Consider the following 14,707-nt stretch of genomic DNA (forward strand, 5'->3'; position numbering starts at 1 on the left):
ATCGGCTGGCGGTGGTCGCGCGGGAGATGAGCGCAGAGCTGGCCCGCAAATATGAGGATGAGTTCGGCATCTCCATTCCGGAGTGGCGTGTCATGGCGCATCTGGCGGAAATCCGGACGTGCTCGTCCGGCGACATCTGCGCTCGGACGGCGATGGACAAGGCTCAGGTCAACCGCGCCGTCACTCGCCTTGCGGCCGCGGGCTTGATCATCGCCGGTGTTTCGAACATCGATCGCCGCTTGAACGTGCTGACGTTGTCACGCCGAGGACAGGCCATTTACCAGCGAATTTCGCCGATCGCATTGGAAGCCGAACGCCGGATGTCTGGATCGCTGACGGACGCCGAACGGGCGACGCTGTTGCGGCTGCTCGGCAAGCTGCAGAACGATATCGACGGGTACCGCGCGCCGGCGACTTAGCAGACTGTGTAACCTCTGAGGGTGAGTGATGAAGGCTCTTGTGATCGGCGGCGGTATCGGAGGTCTCACGACGGCGTTGAGCCTGCACGCCACAGGCATCGACGTCGAGGTGTTCGAACAGGTCCCAAGGATCGAAGCGCTCGGCGTCGGGATCAATCTGCAGCCGAACGCCGTACGCGAATTGATCGAGCTCGGCCTCGGCGACGAACTGGCTCGAGTGGCGATCGAAACCGCGGCCCTCTCCTACTACAACAAGCTCGGCCAACTGATCTGGTCCGAACCGCGCGGCATCGCGGCAGGTTATCGCTGGCCGCAGTATTCGATCGACCGGGGCGACCTGCACCTGATCCTCTACGCCGCCGCTTGTTCGCGCATCGGCTCCGAGAAGATTCACACCGGACACCGCTTCAGCCATTTCGTCCAGACGGCGGAAGGCGTGGAGGCTCATTTCGTCGATCGGGCGAACACGGGCAGCCTGCCGTCTCGCAAGGGTGACGTGCTGATTGGCTGCGACGGCATCCATTCCGCCGTGCGCTCGCAACTCTACCCCGATGAAGGCGGGCCGGTTTCGAGCGGCCGCATCCAGTGGCGCGGCGTGATCGAGGCCGAGCCATTCCTCGACGGCCGCAGCCACGTGACGATTGGCAGCAGCCAGAGGCGTGCTGTGATCTACCCCATCAGCCGCAAGGTCGCGGCAACCGGCCGATCTCTGATCAATTGGATCACCGTGCTTGGCAAGCAAGCCGCCTCGGATGTGCCCGGGACATGGGATCGGCGCGCGCCGAAGGAACGCTTTTTCGAGCACTTCAAGGATTGGAATTTCGATTGGATTCCGTTCGCCGACCTGATCGCCAGGACGGAAGAGATTTACGAATACCCCAAGGACGACCGCGAACCGCGGCCGCGCTGGACGTTCGGCCGCGTGACGTTGCTGGGCGACGCGGCTCATCCGATGCGGCCGGTCGGCTCCCAGGCGGGCAGCCAAGCGATCGTCGATGCCCGCGTCCTCGCCCATGCTCTTGGCACGACGCGAAGCCCGGAAGAGGGTCTCGAACAGTACCAGGCCCGGCGGCTCGCACCGATGAAGGCCATGGTTCTCCGCAACCGGCAGTTCGGACCCTCCATCATCATGGAGATGGCCGAAGAGCGGGCGCCGAACGGCTTCAACCGTATCGAGGATGTCATTCCGCGAAGCGAACTCGAAGAGATCTCACGCTCGTTCAAAGCCGACGCCGGCTTCGATCCGGAACAGCTCAACCGCCGGCCGTCGTTCGACGTCCCGCAGCACGTCGGACAACACGCGTAGATTCCATGAAGATCGACATCCACGCTCACATCGTAGACCGGACTTACATCGATCGACTCGGCAGCACGCTCAGGCTGGAGACGGAGAAGACCGCCGACGGCAAGACGCTGTTCCGACACAACGGCTATACGGTCGCGTGGTCGCGCGACGACATGTTCGACATCGACGAACGGCTTCGTCAGATGGACCGCAAGAAGATCGATGTCCGTGTGCTCTCGCTCAGCACGCCGAGTGTTTACCTCTGGGACGAGAAAGCGCAGATCGGCGTGACGCGCGACATCAACGACGCGCTGGCCCGGATTTGCCGGCAGCATCCGGATCGCTTCACAGGCCTTGCGAGCTTGCCGTTGAAGAACGTCGATGCTTCGCTTCACGAGCTCGACCGCTGCATCGGCGAACTCGGCATGAAGGGCGTCGCCATCGGCTCCAATATCGACGGCGCAGCCCTGGACGAACCACAATACGAACCGCTCTGGCGCAAGATCGATAAGCTCCGGCTGCCGGTGTTCGAGCACCCCATGTTCCCCGACACCACTAATCTTCGCGGCTACGAGCTGCCGCTCCGCGTCGGTCTGATCTTCGATACGACGCTGGTGGCGACGCGTCTGATCTATTCGGGCATTTTCGAGCGCTATCCGAATTTCCCCTACATCATGGCGCACAGTGGCGGCGCCCTGTTGATGATCCTTGAGCGCCTCGACAACGGCTACCGGCTGTTCCCGGATTGCCGCAAGCACATTTCCCGCCTGCCCAGCGAATACGCCGCAAAGCTGTTCTACGACACGACCTCGTTCGGCAAAGCGGCGCTTCAGTTCGCATTGCAGTCCGTGGCCCCGAGTCAAATCCTGTTCGGCACCGACGATCCCTTCATCGACGCAGGCCCGTCGCATGTCGAGCAGCTTGGGCTCCCCGACGACGACTTCAAGTCTGTCATGGGCGGTAACGCCATGCGCCTATTAACTCGGGCCGCCTAGGGATGCGGGCCGTCGGTGCATCAACACTTTGAAAAGCGCGCAGGACTCTGGGAGCCGGCCAGGGCCAGAAGGCTCCATGCGTCTGAAGGCGGTCGGGTACCTGGCTTGATCTACTTCCCGGCGGCGCGGCCTTCGTAGAGATCGCGTCCCCGAGCCAAGGCGCGAATCTTGCCGTCGGCGATGTTGCGCTTCAGCATCCAGAAGCCGCAATCGGGATGGATGTAGCGCACACGGTCACGGCCCAGGAGATTTTCGGCGCGCTCGATGCTGCGCGCAATGGCGTCGGCGGATTCGATCACCGTGGATTTGACGTCGATGACGCCAAGCCCAAACCCGATCTCCGGCCGCAAACCGCGGAATGCCGCCAACTCCTCCGCTGGCCGGTGCGCCGTCTCCATGACAATATGGTCGACGTGGAGCGCGTTGAGATAATTGATCAGCTTGTCCCAGCTTCCCTTCTGAATCGACTGGCCGCCGTAGTTGCCGAAGCAGAGGTGGATTGCAGGAACGCCCTTCACGGCATCCAGCACCCGGTTCATCGACGCGGCCGCCCATTCCCACTCGTCAGGCGCACCCGGAATGTTGGCCTCGTCGATCTGCACCACGTCGGCATCGAGATGCGCGACCTGAGCCGCCAGCGCGTCGGCGATTGCCATCGCAAGATCGGGCACATTGCCGTAGTGCTTGTCGATCACGCTTTTCGCCAGCATGTGCGGCCCGGTCAGCGTGAACTTGAACGGCTTCGAGGCGAGCCGCTTGCCCTGCGCGCAAGCGAGCGGCAGATCGAGCGTGCCGGGCCCGACCTTGCCGTCCACCACGGCCGGCGGCCGGGTGCGGAAGCCCATGCCGCGCTGCGAGCGGTAGGCCACGAGCTCGTCGAAGGTGATCGCCGTGCGCATGCCGGCCATCGGCCGCACGAAGTATTCGATCATGCCGTTGGTCTCGGGATGGTTGACGTCGAAGCGAGAGAATTCGCCGTCGCAAACGAGATCGATGCCGGCCTGCTCCTGCGTGTGGATCACGACGCGCGTCGCATCGAGCAACGCCTGCTCCGACGGCAACGCCAGCAGCCAGTCCGGCATCGGATAGGAGCCCACGACGGTGGTCTTGATACGGGGCGTCGTCATTCGAGAAGTCCTTGTTGTGCGGCGGTCGCGCCATTAGTATCCAACTGGTTACTTATAGCCCTGCTCTGACTTTCTGGCCAGCGTCGAACAAGGATCGCCATGCCGCCCGCCACGACCGCATCCACCGCCGACGCCTTGCCGGATCGCTTTCGCGATGTCGATCACCTCGAAGACATAATGAGCGCGCCGTCAGCGGCCCTGGTCGCCGACATGAAGAAGATTCCGGGCGACATCATCGTCCTCGGTGTCGGCGGCAAGATCGGGCCGACGCTGGCGCGGCTCGCCAAGCGCGCAGCGCCAGGCAAGCGCGTGGTCGGCGTCGCGCGCTTCAGTGAAAAAGGACTGCGCGAGCGGCTGACCGGATGGGGAATCGAATGCATCGAGGCCGATCTGCTCGACCGCGCGCAGATCGACAAGCTGCCGAAGCTACCGAACGTGGTGTTCATGGCCGGGCGCAAGTTCGGCTCGACCGGCGCGGGGGATTTGACGTGGGCGATGAACTCGCACGTCCCTGCCCTCGTCGCCGAAGCCTATGCGGGCTCACGCATCGTCGCCTACTCCACCGCCTGCGTGTATCCGTATGTGAGCGTCACCACCGGCGGCGCCACCGAGCAAACACCCGCGGTGCCGCCGCCCGGCATCTACGCTTATTCCTGCGTCGCCCGCGAGGCGATGTTCCAGTATTTCTCGCGGAAGCATGGCACCCCCGGCCGCCTGATCCGGCTGAGCTATGCGATCGACATGCGCTACGGCGTGCTGTTCGACATCGCCTCCCGCATTCATGCCGGGCAGCCGATCGACCTCGCCATGGGGCATGTCAACGTGATCTGGCAGGGCGATGCCAACGAATACACGTTGCGCGCGCTCGCCCATTGCACCACGCCGACCAGCCCGCTCAATGTCAGTTGCCCGCCGACGAGCGTTCGCGCCATCGCCGAGGCGTTGGGAAAACGGCTCGGCAAGGCGCCTGTGCTGAACGGCACCGAGGCATCCGACGCCTGGGTGATGAACGTCTCCGAGCAGAACCGGCTGATGGGCGAGCCGCGCGTGCCGCTTGACCGGATGATCGGCTGGGTCGCGGATTGGGTCGCTCGCGGCATGCCGAGCCTCGGCAAGGACACTCACTTCGATACCCGCGATGGCACATACTGAACCGATCATCGACGCGCCGCTTTCAGCGGCGGAACGGCCCGACGCCGAGGCGCTGGTGCGCGAGGCCGGCTGGAACCAAGTCCCGGCGGACTGGGAGATATTCCTTGCGCTCGGCACGATCCATGCGGCGCGTGTTGGCGCCCGCGTGGTGGCGACTGCCGCGACCTTGCCCTACGGCGAATTTGCCTGGATCAGCCTGGTGCTGGTCAACGGCGAATATCGCCGCCACGGGCTTGGCACCCGATTGCTGAAGCGCTGCATCGAGCAATTGAAATCGCGGGGCTGCATTCCCGTGCTCGACGCAACGCCGGCGGGCCAGCCGCTTTACCGCGGTTTGGGTTTCCAAGAGACCTGGAGTTATCGGCGGCTCGTGCGACAGGCCGCGCTATCGGAAGCGGCGATCGCAGTCCCCAACGATGGCACGCGCGTCCGCCCCATCACCAACGCGGATTGGACTTCGCTCTGCGCCTATGACTCCGCGGCCTTCGGCGCCAACCGCAGCGCGCTGCTGGGGCGGATGCGTGGACGACTTCCGGCGGCGGAACTGATCGCCGAGCGGCACGGCCGGATCGTCGGCTTCTCGCTCGGCCGCGATGGCCGCAGCGCCTCGCAGATCGGACCGATTGTTGCCGAGGACGACGCGGCGGCGCTGGCGCTGCTGGCGGAAGCGTTGCCCGCCCTCTCGGGGCCGGTCTTCGTCGATCTCGCCGATGCGAAGACGGCCGTCGGCCGCGCGCTCGCCGCCTGCGGCTTCACGGCGCAGCGGCCGCTGACGCGGATGCTGCTGGGCCGGTCGCAAGGATTCGACGATCCGGCGCGGACGTTCGCGGTGGCCGGACCGGAGATCGGTTAGAGCATAAGCAAAAAGGCCGGCTGCATTGCAGCCGGCCCCAGCAAACTCCCGACTCGCCGCGTTCAGTAGAGCTTCGGCGGATGGATCGGCGGCATCTTCACATTCTTGTCGAGGAACTCGTTCGTATAGGCCGTCTTGATGTCGTACGGCTTCTCCATGTGGAGATATTCATCGACCAGCTTGTAGTCATCCGCCATTCGCTTGTCGTCGTGCCAGCCGAGCGCGACGGTGCGCGAGGTCTCGTCGTTCATCAGGATGGATACGAGGTGCCAGTTGGTCAGTTCGTTGTCGTAGAGCAGCCCGCTGTTGGCTTCAACCAGAGCCTTCACGCAGGGCTCCGGGGTCACCGCGCAATCGTGGAACGCCTTTTGCGTGACCTTGATGAACTTCGCCGCCTGATCGCGATTGCCCTTGAGCCACGCCCCGTTGGCAATGATCGAATTGCCGTAGGGGTTTACGCCGTCATCCTTCCAGGCGAGGAATCCCATGTCGCTGCCCAGCTCGCGGGCGAACACATGATGAATGTTGAAGAACGAGGTGGTCGCGTCGATGGTGTGCGCCTTGAGCGCGCCGAGTTTGGCGTTGGCGTCGATGTTCACCCAGGTGACGGAATTCGGGTCGATGCCGACCTTCTTGGCGAGCGCCGGCCACATGGTGCGGGCGCCGTCGCCGGCCGGATTGCCGATCTTCTTGCCGGCGAGGTCCTTGACCGACTTGATGCCGGAGCTCTTGAGCCAGTAGAGGCCCTGTGGCGAGTTGGCGTAGACGTTCATCAGGCCGACGAGGTCCAGGCCTTTGCCGCGGAACAGCAGCACGCCGGCCATATCGGAGAGGCCGAGTTGCGAGGCGCCGGCCGCGACCTTCTGCGCCGAGGCCGCCGAGCCGCGGCCGGTCTCGAAGGTGACATCGACGCCGGCGTCTTTGTACCACCCCATCTTCTGCGCATAGAAATACGGCGCATGGTCGCCGCCGGCGACCCAGTTGAGCGTGAAGGTGAGTTTTTCAGCGGACGCCGTCGAAGCGCTCAGAGCAAGCCCCGCGCCGGCCGCCAATGCGAGTTTCCAGATTTTCATGCTGACCTCCCGTAACGCTTTGCGACCGATCGCCAAGCCTCGACGGATGGCAAAGGTCCGTGGTAACTGCGTGGTTACCTGAAACGATAGGGTTCGCCGCGCGGGCCTGTCAACGGCAGCGAGATGCGACAACGAACCAAGATGCCGCGGCAAAACGGTCAACGTCGCGACCCGGTCCGCACCCGCGAGGCCATCCTTGTTGCGGCGCAGGATGAATTTTCGCGCAAGGGCCTGTCCGGCGGACGCGTCGACGCCATCGCCCGCCGCTCGCGCGCCAACAAGCGCATGATCTACCACTATTTCGGCGACAAACAGGGCCTCTACCTCGCCGTGCTGGAGCGCGTCTACGAACGGCTGCGCGGCAGCGAACGCACGCTGGAACTGACCGACCTGCCGCCGGAAGCGGCCATCACGCGGCTGATCGAGTTCAACTTCGATTATTGCCGCGAGCATCCCGAGCTGATCAGCCTGCTCAACACCGAAAACCTGCATCGCGCGCGATATCTGCGCCAGTCGAAAAAAGTGCGCAAAATGCACAGCCCGTTCGTTCGCATGATCGGCGACATCCTCAAGCGGGGCGTTGCCAAAGGCCTGTTCAGGAGCGGCCTCGATCCCGTCGAGCTCTACGTCAGCATCGCCTCGCTGTCCTATTTCTATTTCTCCAACAACTGGACGCTGTCGGAGATCTTCGGCCGGCAGCTTGGCACCGACGCGGCCTGCCGACGGCGCAAACGGCACCACGTCGAGACGATCCTCAACGCCATCCGGGCATGAGCGTGCGCGTTGCGTTGACGCAATCCCTTATCGCTGCCACTCTAGGGCGTCGTAACCGGATGGTTACTTGAGATCGGCCGATGGGTTTGCGCTTCACTGACTGGCCCGCCGAGGTGCTGACGACGCTGCGGCAAGGCGTCGTCATCCCGGCCCACCCGCTTGCGCTCGATGCGCAGCGCAAGCTCGACCCGCGCCGTCAGCGCGCGTTGTCGCGCTACTATCTCGATGCCGGCGCCGGCGGGCTTGCGGTCGGCGTCCACACCACACAGTTCGCCATCCGTGAGGCCGGGCTTTATCAGCCGGTGCTGCAGCTTGCGATGAATGAACAGGCCGAGTGGGCGCGCCGGCCCGTCGTGATGATCGCAGGCTTGGTCGGCAGGACCGCACAGGCCGTGCAGGAGGCCCAGGTCGCGCGCGGGCTTGGCTATCATGCCGGCCTCTTTTCGCTCGCCGCCATGAAGGGCGCGAACGAGGACGAACTGATCGCCCATGCCAAGGCGGTCGCCGGCGAAATTCCCCTGATCGGCTTTTACCTTCAGCCGGCCGTCGGCGGCATCCTGCTGCCGACGTCATTCTGGCGGCGCTTTGCCGAGATCGAGAACGTGGTGGCGATCAAGATGGCGCCGTTCAACCGCTATCGCACGCTCGATGTGGTGCGCGGCGTGGTCGAAGCCGGCGCAACCGATCGCGTCACGCTCTACACCGGCAATGACGACCACATCGTGCCGGACCTGGTGACGCCTTACGCCATTCCGCACAAGGGCGGCATCACAACGGTCCGTATCAAGGGCGGGCTCCTTGGCCACTGGAGCGTCTGGGTCAGCAAGGCGGTGGAGCTATTGCACCAGGCGCATGCGGCCGTGGCGTCAGGAGTCGTGCCGGCCGACCTGCTGGCTCTCGACGCGCAGGTGACCGATTGCAACGCCGCGATCTTCGACGTCGCCAACAACTTCCATGGCGTCATCGCCGGATGCCACGAGATCCTGCGGCGCCAGGGCCTGCTGGAGGGCATCTGGTGCCTCGACCCGGCGGAAACCCTGGGGCCTGGACAGAAAGAAGAGCTCGACCGGGTTTGTGCCGCCTATCCGCACCTCAACGACGATGCCTTCGTGCAGCAGAACCTGCAGCGGTGGCTCGCATGATGCGGCATCATGAACTGGCCGCGCCGAAAGGCATGGCGTACAGTCGCGCCATCGTTAGCCTGTTGCGAGCCAGACTGTGACCAATCATAGCGACGCACTGCAACGCTACTCGCTCGCGGTGGTCAGTCACCTGCTGCTGGTGCTCGCCTGGTACCTGTTCGTCGAGCTCGGCCATGTGCCGAAGTTCGTGCTGCCGTCGCCACAGGCCACGCTGCAGGCTCTGTCCATCCAGAACTATCGCTGGATCGACAACACCCTCGCGACCGCCTACGAGATTTTCGGCGGCTACATTCTCGCCGTCGTGGTCGGCATCGGCATCGCACTGCTGTTCTCCTGGTTCCGCGTGCTCGAAATGCTGATGATGCCGCTGCTGGTCAGCCTCAATATGATCCCCAAGGTGGCGCTCGGGCCGCTCATCATCGTCTGGTTCCGCTACGGCATCGGACCGAACATGCTGATGGCCTTCGCCATCTGCTTCTTCCCGATCGTGCTGACCACGGTGCGCGGGCTTCGCGAGGTCGAACCGGACCTGCTCGATCTCGTGCGCTCAGTCAAAGGCTCGCGCTGGCAGATCTTCACCAAGATCCAGCTTCCCGGCGCCCTGCCCTACATCTTCTCCGGCGCCAAGGTCGCGGCGATCCTCGCGGTCGCGGGCGCCATCGTCGGCGAATTCCTCGGCTCGGATCAGGGCCTCGGCTACCTGATGCTCCAGGTGCAGGTCACGCTCGACACCGCCGCCATGTTCATGGCGGTGATCCTGATCACGCTGCTCGGCATGGTGCTGTACGGCCTCGTGCTGCTGCTCGAACGCATGCTCGTCGTGCGCGACGCGCGCATTCAATAGCCATGGGCGAGCCCTTCATCCATCTCTCCGGCGTGAAGAAGGTGTACCGCACCCGCGGTGCGGATTTTCTCGCCGTGTCGGAGGCGACGTTCGATGTCGACGCCGGCGAGTTGGTGGCGCTCGTCGGGCCGTCGGGCTGCGGCAAGACCACGCTCCTGAAAATCCTCGCCGGCCTGCATTCGCACGAAAGCGGCACGGTCCGGATCGGGTCGAAAGAACAGCCGTTCGATCCGTCGCGCGATATCGGCATGGTGTTCCAGCAGCCGCTGCTGCTGAAATGGCGGCGCATCATCGACAACGTGCTGCTGCCGTCGGAAATCCTCGGCCTGCCGATGGCGGCGAGCCGCGAGCGGGCGCGCGACCTGCTGGCGCTGGTCGGCCTCAAAGGTTCAGAGGAGAAGTTTCCCTACGAGCTCTCCGGCGGCATGCAGCAGCGCGCCGCGATCGCGCGCGCCTTGGTGCACGATCCCAAGCTGATCCTGATGGACGAGCCGTTCGGCGCGCTCGACGCGCTGACGCGGGAGAAGATGAACATCGAGCTCCTTCGCATCTGGCATGAGGCGAAGAAGACCATCGTCTTCGTCACCCACGGCATCACCGAGGCGGTGTTCCTCGGCACGCGCGTGGTGGTGCTGACCGCGGGGCCGGCCCGGATGGCCGACAACTTCCGCGTCGAGCTGCCGCATCCGCGCACGCTCGACATCAAGACCAGCGAGCGGTTCGGCGAATACAGCCGCCGCATCTACCGCCTGCTCGGCATGGAATAGCGGCGAAATGGACAGCACCTACGACGGCATCATCCTTGGGGCCGGCCACAATGGCATGATCCTGCAGGCCTATCTCGGCAAGGCCGGCATGAGGGTGCTGACGATCGAGCGCAAGGCCGTGACCGGCGGCGGACTCTCGACCTTGGAAGACCCGCGTCATCCGGGCTTCCTGCACAACACCCATGCCTTCTTCCAGCGCGCCATCACCGCGATGCCGTGGTACGCCGACCTCGAACTCGAGCGGCACGGCGCGCGCTACATCGAGCCCGAGCTGAACGTCGCGCTGATCACGCAGGACGATGGCGTTCTGGCCTGGTGGACCGACATCGAACGCACCGTAAAGTCGTTCGAGCAGTTCAGCCGCAAGGATGCCGAGACCCTGCGCCGATGGCAGCATGAGTTCGTGCCGATCGTGCAGAACATCCTGACTCCGGAAGCCAAGGCGCCGCCGCTGCCGCCGGCCGAGCGCCGGCGCCTGCTCGAGCGCAGCGCCGCGGGCCGCCGGCTGATCGAGGTGAGCGCGCTGTCACCTCTCGAATTCGTCAAACAGGAGTTCGAGCATCCCACGGTGCAAGCCGGCCTCTTGTTCTTCAACGGCTTGCGGGAGGTCGACCTACGCGTTCGCGGCTTCGGCCATCACATCGCGGCGCTTCTGGCGAGCCCCGCCAAGGCTCAGATGTCGCGCGGCGGCACCGCAGCGCTGGCCCGGGCGCTCGAAGGCGCCGTGCGCAAGAGCGGCGGCGAATTCCGGCTGCTGACCGAACCGAAGCGCATCGTGGTGGAGGGCGGCCGCGCCGTCGGCATCGAGACCGCGGACGGCGAGACGATCCGGGCGCGGCACTTCATCGCGTCCTCGCTGAATCCGCATCAGACTTTTCTCGAACTTCTCGACGAGACGCTGGTGCCCCTCGAGATCCGCGACCGCGTGCAGGCCTTCCAGTACAATCTGCTCGCGCCGCTGTTTGCGCTGCATCTCAATCTGCGCGAGCCGCCCCGCTACACGGCGGCCGCCAAATTCCCGGAGCTCGCCAAAGCCTTCATGGTCATCATGGGGCTCGACGCGTCCGACCAGTTCAACGACATCGTCCGCCACCACGAGAGCGGCACCATTCCGCCGCCGGTGATGTGGGGCGCGTGTCCCACGCTGTTCGACCCGAGCCAGGCGCCGGCCGGCCAGCACACCGCCTTCATGTGGGAGAAGCTGCCGTATCACCTGAAGGCCGGCTGGTCCGGCGGCGGCGAGGCGCATGGCCGCGACATGCTCGCCCTGTGGCGCAAGCACGCCCCGAATCTCGCCGATGCCGTACTGGACCAGTTCACCCGCACGCCGCTCGACACCGAGCGGTCGCTGCCGAACATGCGCGAGGGCGACCTCCTGGTCGGTGCTTTCACCAACGGTCAGATCGGCCACCACCGGCCCTTCCCCGGCGCCGGCGCGTATCGTGCGCACCTGCCAGGCCTGTATCTTTGCGGCTCCAGCAGCCACCCGGGCGGTAACATCACCGGGCTGCCCGGTTACAACGCCGCTCAGGTCCTGCTCGACGACCTCGGCATCAAGTCCGGCTGGGCACCGCGCCCCATTGCAGATCAGCTTTCAGCGCTCAGCGACCGCTGACGAGAACCAATTCAACGCGCCGGCGGCGGCTTATTGGCTTCAGTCTTCCAGTCGAAAGCGGAAAAAGACTGGATTTCGCACTGGTCGATCAACACCGACAATCGAGAATCGACCATCTCATCGCGCTGGAAGAACACCGCATAGTAGCGCGGCGGCAGCAGAAACTTCTGCGCCTTGACGCAGACCCGCCAGGACGCGCCTTTCAGCGACTCCAGGCGGTCGGCTTTGGAAATCTCCAATGTGTCGGTCGGCGCCGCATTGCCGATGATTTCCTTGAGCTTGTTGGCGATCAGGAATTTGTAGGCCGGCTCAGGCCCCGCCGCATCGTTCGAGGTCCAATCCGGCAGCAGCCCGGACATGGCACAGCCGCCGAGCATCAGCATCGAGGCAATCGCTAAAGCTCGGGTGAGCATCCATCCCCGGAGGCGGTACAATCCGCACGGATCAACAATAGGGCCGCGTTTGGACGCCTAATCTACGGCCGAAGCGCGGCGCGGACCGCCTCAATGACCCGATCTTGCGTCGTGACGTCAAGATAGGCGTGCATCGGCAAACTGATCACTTCTTCGGCAAGCTGATCGGTGACCGGAATACCATTATCGGCCACCGGGAAGCGCTTGTAAGCCTCCAAACGATGCAAAGGTTTCGGATAGTAAATGGCGGTCGGGATGCCCTGGGCTTTAAGCTTTGTGGCAAGACCGTCCCGCACGCCCGGCTTCAAACGGATGGTGTATTGCGCCCAGACCGACGTCATCCCTTCGGGGACCACGGGGACGATCGCGACGTCTTTCAGGCCTTCGGCGTAACGCCGCGCCCCGCGGTCGCGGGCCTCGATCTCGTCGGCGAAGATTTTCAGCTTCTCGATCAGCACCGCGGCCTGGATGGTGTCGAGGCGGCTCGTCATGCCGATCCGGACGTTGTCGTACTTGTCGGCGCCCTGCCCGTGGACGCGCAGGCTCTTGAGCACCTCGACCAAGCCCGCGTCATCGGTCAGCACGGCGCCGCCGTCGCCGTAACAGCCGAGCGGCTTGGCCGGAAAGAAGCTCGTCGCCGTGGCTGGCGCGATGGTGCCGAGCTTCCGGCCCTTGTACGTCGCGCCAAAGCCCTGCGCCGCATCGTCGAGCACGAACAGCTTTTCTTCCTTGGCCACCGGCAGCAGCGCGTCGTAATCGGCCGGCAGGCCGAACAGATCGACCGGGATCAGCGCCTTGGGGCTGAGCCCCATCCGGCGCGCCGTCGCGACCGCACGCTTCACGCTCGCCGCGTTGAGATTGAAGGTTTCCTCATCGACGTCGGCAAACACCGGCGTGGCGCCGAGCAACACCACCACTTCGGCGGTGGCGCAGAAGGTGAAGGCCGGACAGATCACCGCGTCGCCCGGGCCAATGCCCTGCGCCATCAGCACCAGCATCAGCGCGTCGGTGCCGCTGGCGCAGCCCACCGCATAACGCGCGCCGCAGAAATCCGCGAGCCGCGCCTCGAAATCGGCAACCTCCGGCCCCTGGATGAACAGGCAACTCGCAGTCACCCGCGCGATGGCATCGTCGATGGCCTGGCCGAGACGACGGCGCTGGGCAGCCACGTCGATGAACGGGATCGGAGCGACAGGAGTACGGACGGTCTGGTTCATCAGCAATTCAAGTTCATGTACGGCGAGGAAGGCACGCGTCAGCCGGCAATCCGGCGCGGGCTCTGGTTGCGCGATGCGGAGGCACTCACGGCGGGACGATGTTCAAGGCAGCGCGTCGCGATCTCAAGGCTCGCCACGCCTTCCTCGCCGGTGACCGCGGCGGGCTTGCCGGTGCGGACCGAGTCGATGAAGGCGAGAAGTTCGGCGCGCAACGGCTCGTCATGGCCGACCGAGACATGCCGCATCGAATAGGCGCCGTCAGGCTGAAAGCCGAAGCATTCGGTGACCTGGCGGGTCAGCAGATCGCCCATCACGTATTTGCCGCGCGTCGCGACCGTGACGTTGCGGGCTTTGAATGGCGTCAGCCAGTTGGTGTTGATGTGCGCGAGCACGCCCGAGGCGGTGCGGAATTGCAGAAGTGCGATGTCTTCGCGCTCGGCCACCGCGCTCGAAAGCTGCGGCTGCACTTCGACGATGTCGGAATCGGTGAACCACTGGATCAGGTCGATGTCGTGCACGGCGAGATCGATCACCACGCCGACATTCGACATGCGCGGCGGAAACGGACCGACGCGGGTGATGCCGATGGAAAGAATGTCTTCGCCGCGGATCGCTTGCTTGATCGCAGTCACGGCCGGGTTGAAGCGCTCGACATGGCCGACCATCAACGTCACGCCGGCCTTCTTGGCGGCGGCGATGATGTCGCGCCCCTCCTCGACCGTGGAGGCGATCGGCTTCTCGACCAGCACATGGATGCCGCGCCCGATGCAGTCGAGCGCGATCTTGTGGTGCAGGTGGGTCGGCGCGGCGATGGACACGGCATCGACGCCAAGCTGCAGCAATGCCTCGTATTCAGTCACCGCCGGGCAGCCGAGCACGCGCGTGACCAGATCGCGCTGGCCGCGATCGGGATCGGCAACGCCAATCAACTGGGCATTGGGCAGTCCGGCGAGAACCCGGGCATGGTTCGAGCCCATGGTGCCCACGCCAATTACGCCGATACGCAGCGGCGCGGTATCTGTCACGGCTTG

Annotated in this window: 15 protein-coding genes; 10 read left to right on the plus strand and 5 right to left on the minus strand. The window is 64.7% G+C overall.

From position 1 onward, the window contains the following. The first annotated feature begins 11 nt into the window (after positions 1-11). The 3 genes from RHPLAN_RS40255 to RHPLAN_RS27035 are packed head-to-tail and all read left to right on the plus strand — an operon-like array spanning position 12 to position 2,699. Entirely contained in the window at positions 12-419 is a 408-nt protein-coding gene (locus RHPLAN_RS40255; protein ID WP_198164514.1) for a MarR family winged helix-turn-helix transcriptional regulator, read from the plus strand. Positions 420-447: 28 nt separating this feature from the next. Then, on the plus strand, positions 448-1,725 hold the full coding sequence (locus tag RHPLAN_RS27030) for a flavin-dependent oxidoreductase (protein WP_068024691.1): 1,278 nt from the start codon (positions 448-450) through the stop codon (positions 1,723-1,725). A gap of 5 nt (positions 1,726-1,730) precedes the next feature. Next, a complete protein-coding gene (locus RHPLAN_RS27035) occupies positions 1,731-2,699 on the plus strand; it encodes an amidohydrolase family protein (RefSeq protein ID WP_068024693.1) in 969 nt (322 codons plus the stop codon). A 110-nt stretch (positions 2,700-2,809) separates the two neighbouring features. Here the strand turns inward: RHPLAN_RS27035 and RHPLAN_RS27040 are convergent, their stop codons facing one another. Then, entirely contained in the window at positions 2,810-3,826 is a 1,017-nt protein-coding gene (locus RHPLAN_RS27040; protein ID WP_068024696.1) for a cobalamin-independent methionine synthase II family protein, read from the minus strand. Between the two features lie 99 nt (positions 3,827-3,925). On the opposite strand from RHPLAN_RS27040, the gene RHPLAN_RS27045 reads away from it, so the two are divergent. Both RHPLAN_RS27045 and RHPLAN_RS27050 read left to right on the plus strand, forming a co-directional pair. Then, positions 3,926-4,978, plus strand: a complete 1,053-nt coding sequence (locus tag RHPLAN_RS27045) for an NAD-dependent epimerase/dehydratase family protein (protein ID WP_068024698.1) — start codon at positions 3,926-3,928, stop codon at positions 4,976-4,978. Continuing rightward, positions 4,965-5,831, plus strand: a complete 867-nt coding sequence (locus RHPLAN_RS27050) for a GNAT family N-acetyltransferase (RefSeq protein WP_068024701.1) — start codon at positions 4,965-4,967, stop codon at positions 5,829-5,831. Before RHPLAN_RS27045 ends, RHPLAN_RS27050 begins: the two co-directional genes overlap by 14 nt. 62 nt (positions 5,832-5,893) lie before the next feature. Here RHPLAN_RS27050 and RHPLAN_RS27055 read toward each other — a convergent pair whose 3' ends face one another. Beyond that, positions 5,894-6,904, minus strand: a complete 1,011-nt coding sequence (locus RHPLAN_RS27055) for an ABC transporter substrate-binding protein (protein WP_068024704.1) — start codon at positions 6,902-6,904, stop codon at positions 5,894-5,896. A 141-nt stretch (positions 6,905-7,045) separates the two neighbouring features. On the opposite strand from RHPLAN_RS27055, the gene RHPLAN_RS27060 reads away from it, so the two are divergent. From RHPLAN_RS27060 to RHPLAN_RS27080, 5 genes are all read left to right on the plus strand, one after another. Then, positions 7,046-7,678 carry a TetR/AcrR family transcriptional regulator gene (locus RHPLAN_RS27060; RefSeq protein WP_068024707.1) on the plus strand — a complete coding sequence of 211 codons (633 nt, stop codon included), beginning with the start codon at positions 7,046-7,048 and terminating at the stop codon, positions 7,676-7,678. A gap of 80 nt (positions 7,679-7,758) precedes the next feature. Further along, positions 7,759-8,820 (plus strand): dihydrodipicolinate synthase family protein, encoded by a 1,062-nt coding sequence (locus RHPLAN_RS27065; protein ID WP_068024710.1) that lies wholly within the window; start codon positions 7,759-7,761, stop codon positions 8,818-8,820. A gap of 76 nt (positions 8,821-8,896) precedes the next feature. Beyond that, positions 8,897-9,664, plus strand: a complete 768-nt coding sequence (locus RHPLAN_RS27070; RefSeq protein WP_068024714.1) for an ABC transporter permease — start codon at positions 8,897-8,899, stop codon at positions 9,662-9,664. Positions 9,665-9,666: 2 nt separating this feature from the next. After that, on the plus strand, positions 9,667-10,431 hold the full coding sequence (locus RHPLAN_RS27075) for an ABC transporter ATP-binding protein (RefSeq protein WP_068024717.1): 765 nt from the start codon (positions 9,667-9,669) through the stop codon (positions 10,429-10,431). A 7-nt stretch (positions 10,432-10,438) separates the two neighbouring features. Then, complete coding sequence (locus RHPLAN_RS27080) at positions 10,439-12,046, plus strand: phytoene desaturase family protein (RefSeq protein WP_068024720.1); 1,608 nt, start codon at positions 10,439-10,441, stop codon at positions 12,044-12,046. A gap of 11 nt (positions 12,047-12,057) precedes the next feature. Here RHPLAN_RS27080 and RHPLAN_RS27085 read toward each other — a convergent pair whose 3' ends face one another. From RHPLAN_RS27085 to RHPLAN_RS27095, 3 genes are all read right to left on the minus strand, one after another. Continuing rightward, positions 12,058-12,429 carry a hypothetical protein gene (locus RHPLAN_RS27085; protein WP_068024723.1) on the minus strand — a complete coding sequence of 124 codons (372 nt, stop codon included), beginning with the start codon at positions 12,427-12,429 and terminating at the stop codon, positions 12,058-12,060. Positions 12,430-12,521: 92 nt separating this feature from the next. Next, positions 12,522-13,676 (minus strand): DegT/DnrJ/EryC1/StrS family aminotransferase, encoded by a 1,155-nt coding sequence (locus RHPLAN_RS27090; protein WP_068024726.1) that lies wholly within the window; start codon positions 13,674-13,676, stop codon positions 12,522-12,524. 38 nt (positions 13,677-13,714) lie between these two features. Further along, the gene (locus tag RHPLAN_RS27095) at positions 13,715-14,653 is read right to left on the minus strand and encodes a Gfo/Idh/MocA family oxidoreductase (RefSeq protein WP_442971835.1); all 939 of its coding nucleotides are present in this window, start codon (positions 14,651-14,653) and stop codon (positions 13,715-13,717) included. Positions 14,654-14,707: the final 54 nt, after the last annotated feature.

The organism is Rhodoplanes sp. Z2-YC6860 (assembly GCF_001579845.1).
In the GTDB taxonomy this organism is placed as follows: Bacteria; Pseudomonadota; Alphaproteobacteria; order Rhizobiales; family Xanthobacteraceae; genus Z2-YC6860.

Bases quoted from the DNA above. Each gene is read 5' to 3' on its own strand.
- RHPLAN_RS27090 (WP_068024726.1), bottom strand. From the start codon at position 13,676: ATGAACCAGACCGTCCGTACTCCTGTCGCTCCGATCCCGTTCATCGAC.
- RHPLAN_RS27085 (WP_068024723.1), bottom strand. From the start codon at position 12,429: ATGCTGATGCTCGGCGGCTGTGCCATGTCCGGGCTGCTGCCGGATTGG.
- RHPLAN_RS27045 (WP_068024698.1), top strand. From the start codon at position 3,926: ATGCCGCCCGCCACGACCGCATCCACCGCCGACGCCTTGCCGGATCGC.
- RHPLAN_RS27035 (WP_068024693.1), top strand. From the start codon at position 1,731: ATGAAGATCGACATCCACGCTCACATCGTAGACCGGACTTACATCGAT.
- RHPLAN_RS27040 (WP_068024696.1), bottom strand. From the start codon at position 3,826: ATGACGACGCCCCGTATCAAGACCACCGTCGTGGGCTCCTATCCGATG.
- RHPLAN_RS27065 (WP_068024710.1), top strand. From the start codon at position 7,759: ATGGGTTTGCGCTTCACTGACTGGCCCGCCGAGGTGCTGACGACGCTG.
- RHPLAN_RS27060 (WP_068024707.1), top strand. From the start codon at position 7,046: ATGCCGCGGCAAAACGGTCAACGTCGCGACCCGGTCCGCACCCGCGAG.
- RHPLAN_RS27075 (WP_068024717.1), top strand. From the start codon at position 9,667: ATGGGCGAGCCCTTCATCCATCTCTCCGGCGTGAAGAAGGTGTACCGC.
- RHPLAN_RS27030 (WP_068024691.1), top strand. From the start codon at position 448: ATGAAGGCTCTTGTGATCGGCGGCGGTATCGGAGGTCTCACGACGGCG.
- RHPLAN_RS27080 (WP_068024720.1), top strand. From the start codon at position 10,439: ATGGACAGCACCTACGACGGCATCATCCTTGGGGCCGGCCACAATGGC.
- RHPLAN_RS27055 (WP_068024704.1), bottom strand. From the start codon at position 6,904: ATGAAAATCTGGAAACTCGCATTGGCGGCCGGCGCGGGGCTTGCTCTG.
- RHPLAN_RS27095 (WP_442971835.1), bottom strand. From the start codon at position 14,653: ATGGGCTCGAACCATGCCCGGGTTCTCGCCGGACTGCCCAATGCCCAG.
- RHPLAN_RS27050 (WP_068024701.1), top strand. From the start codon at position 4,965: ATGGCACATACTGAACCGATCATCGACGCGCCGCTTTCAGCGGCGGAA.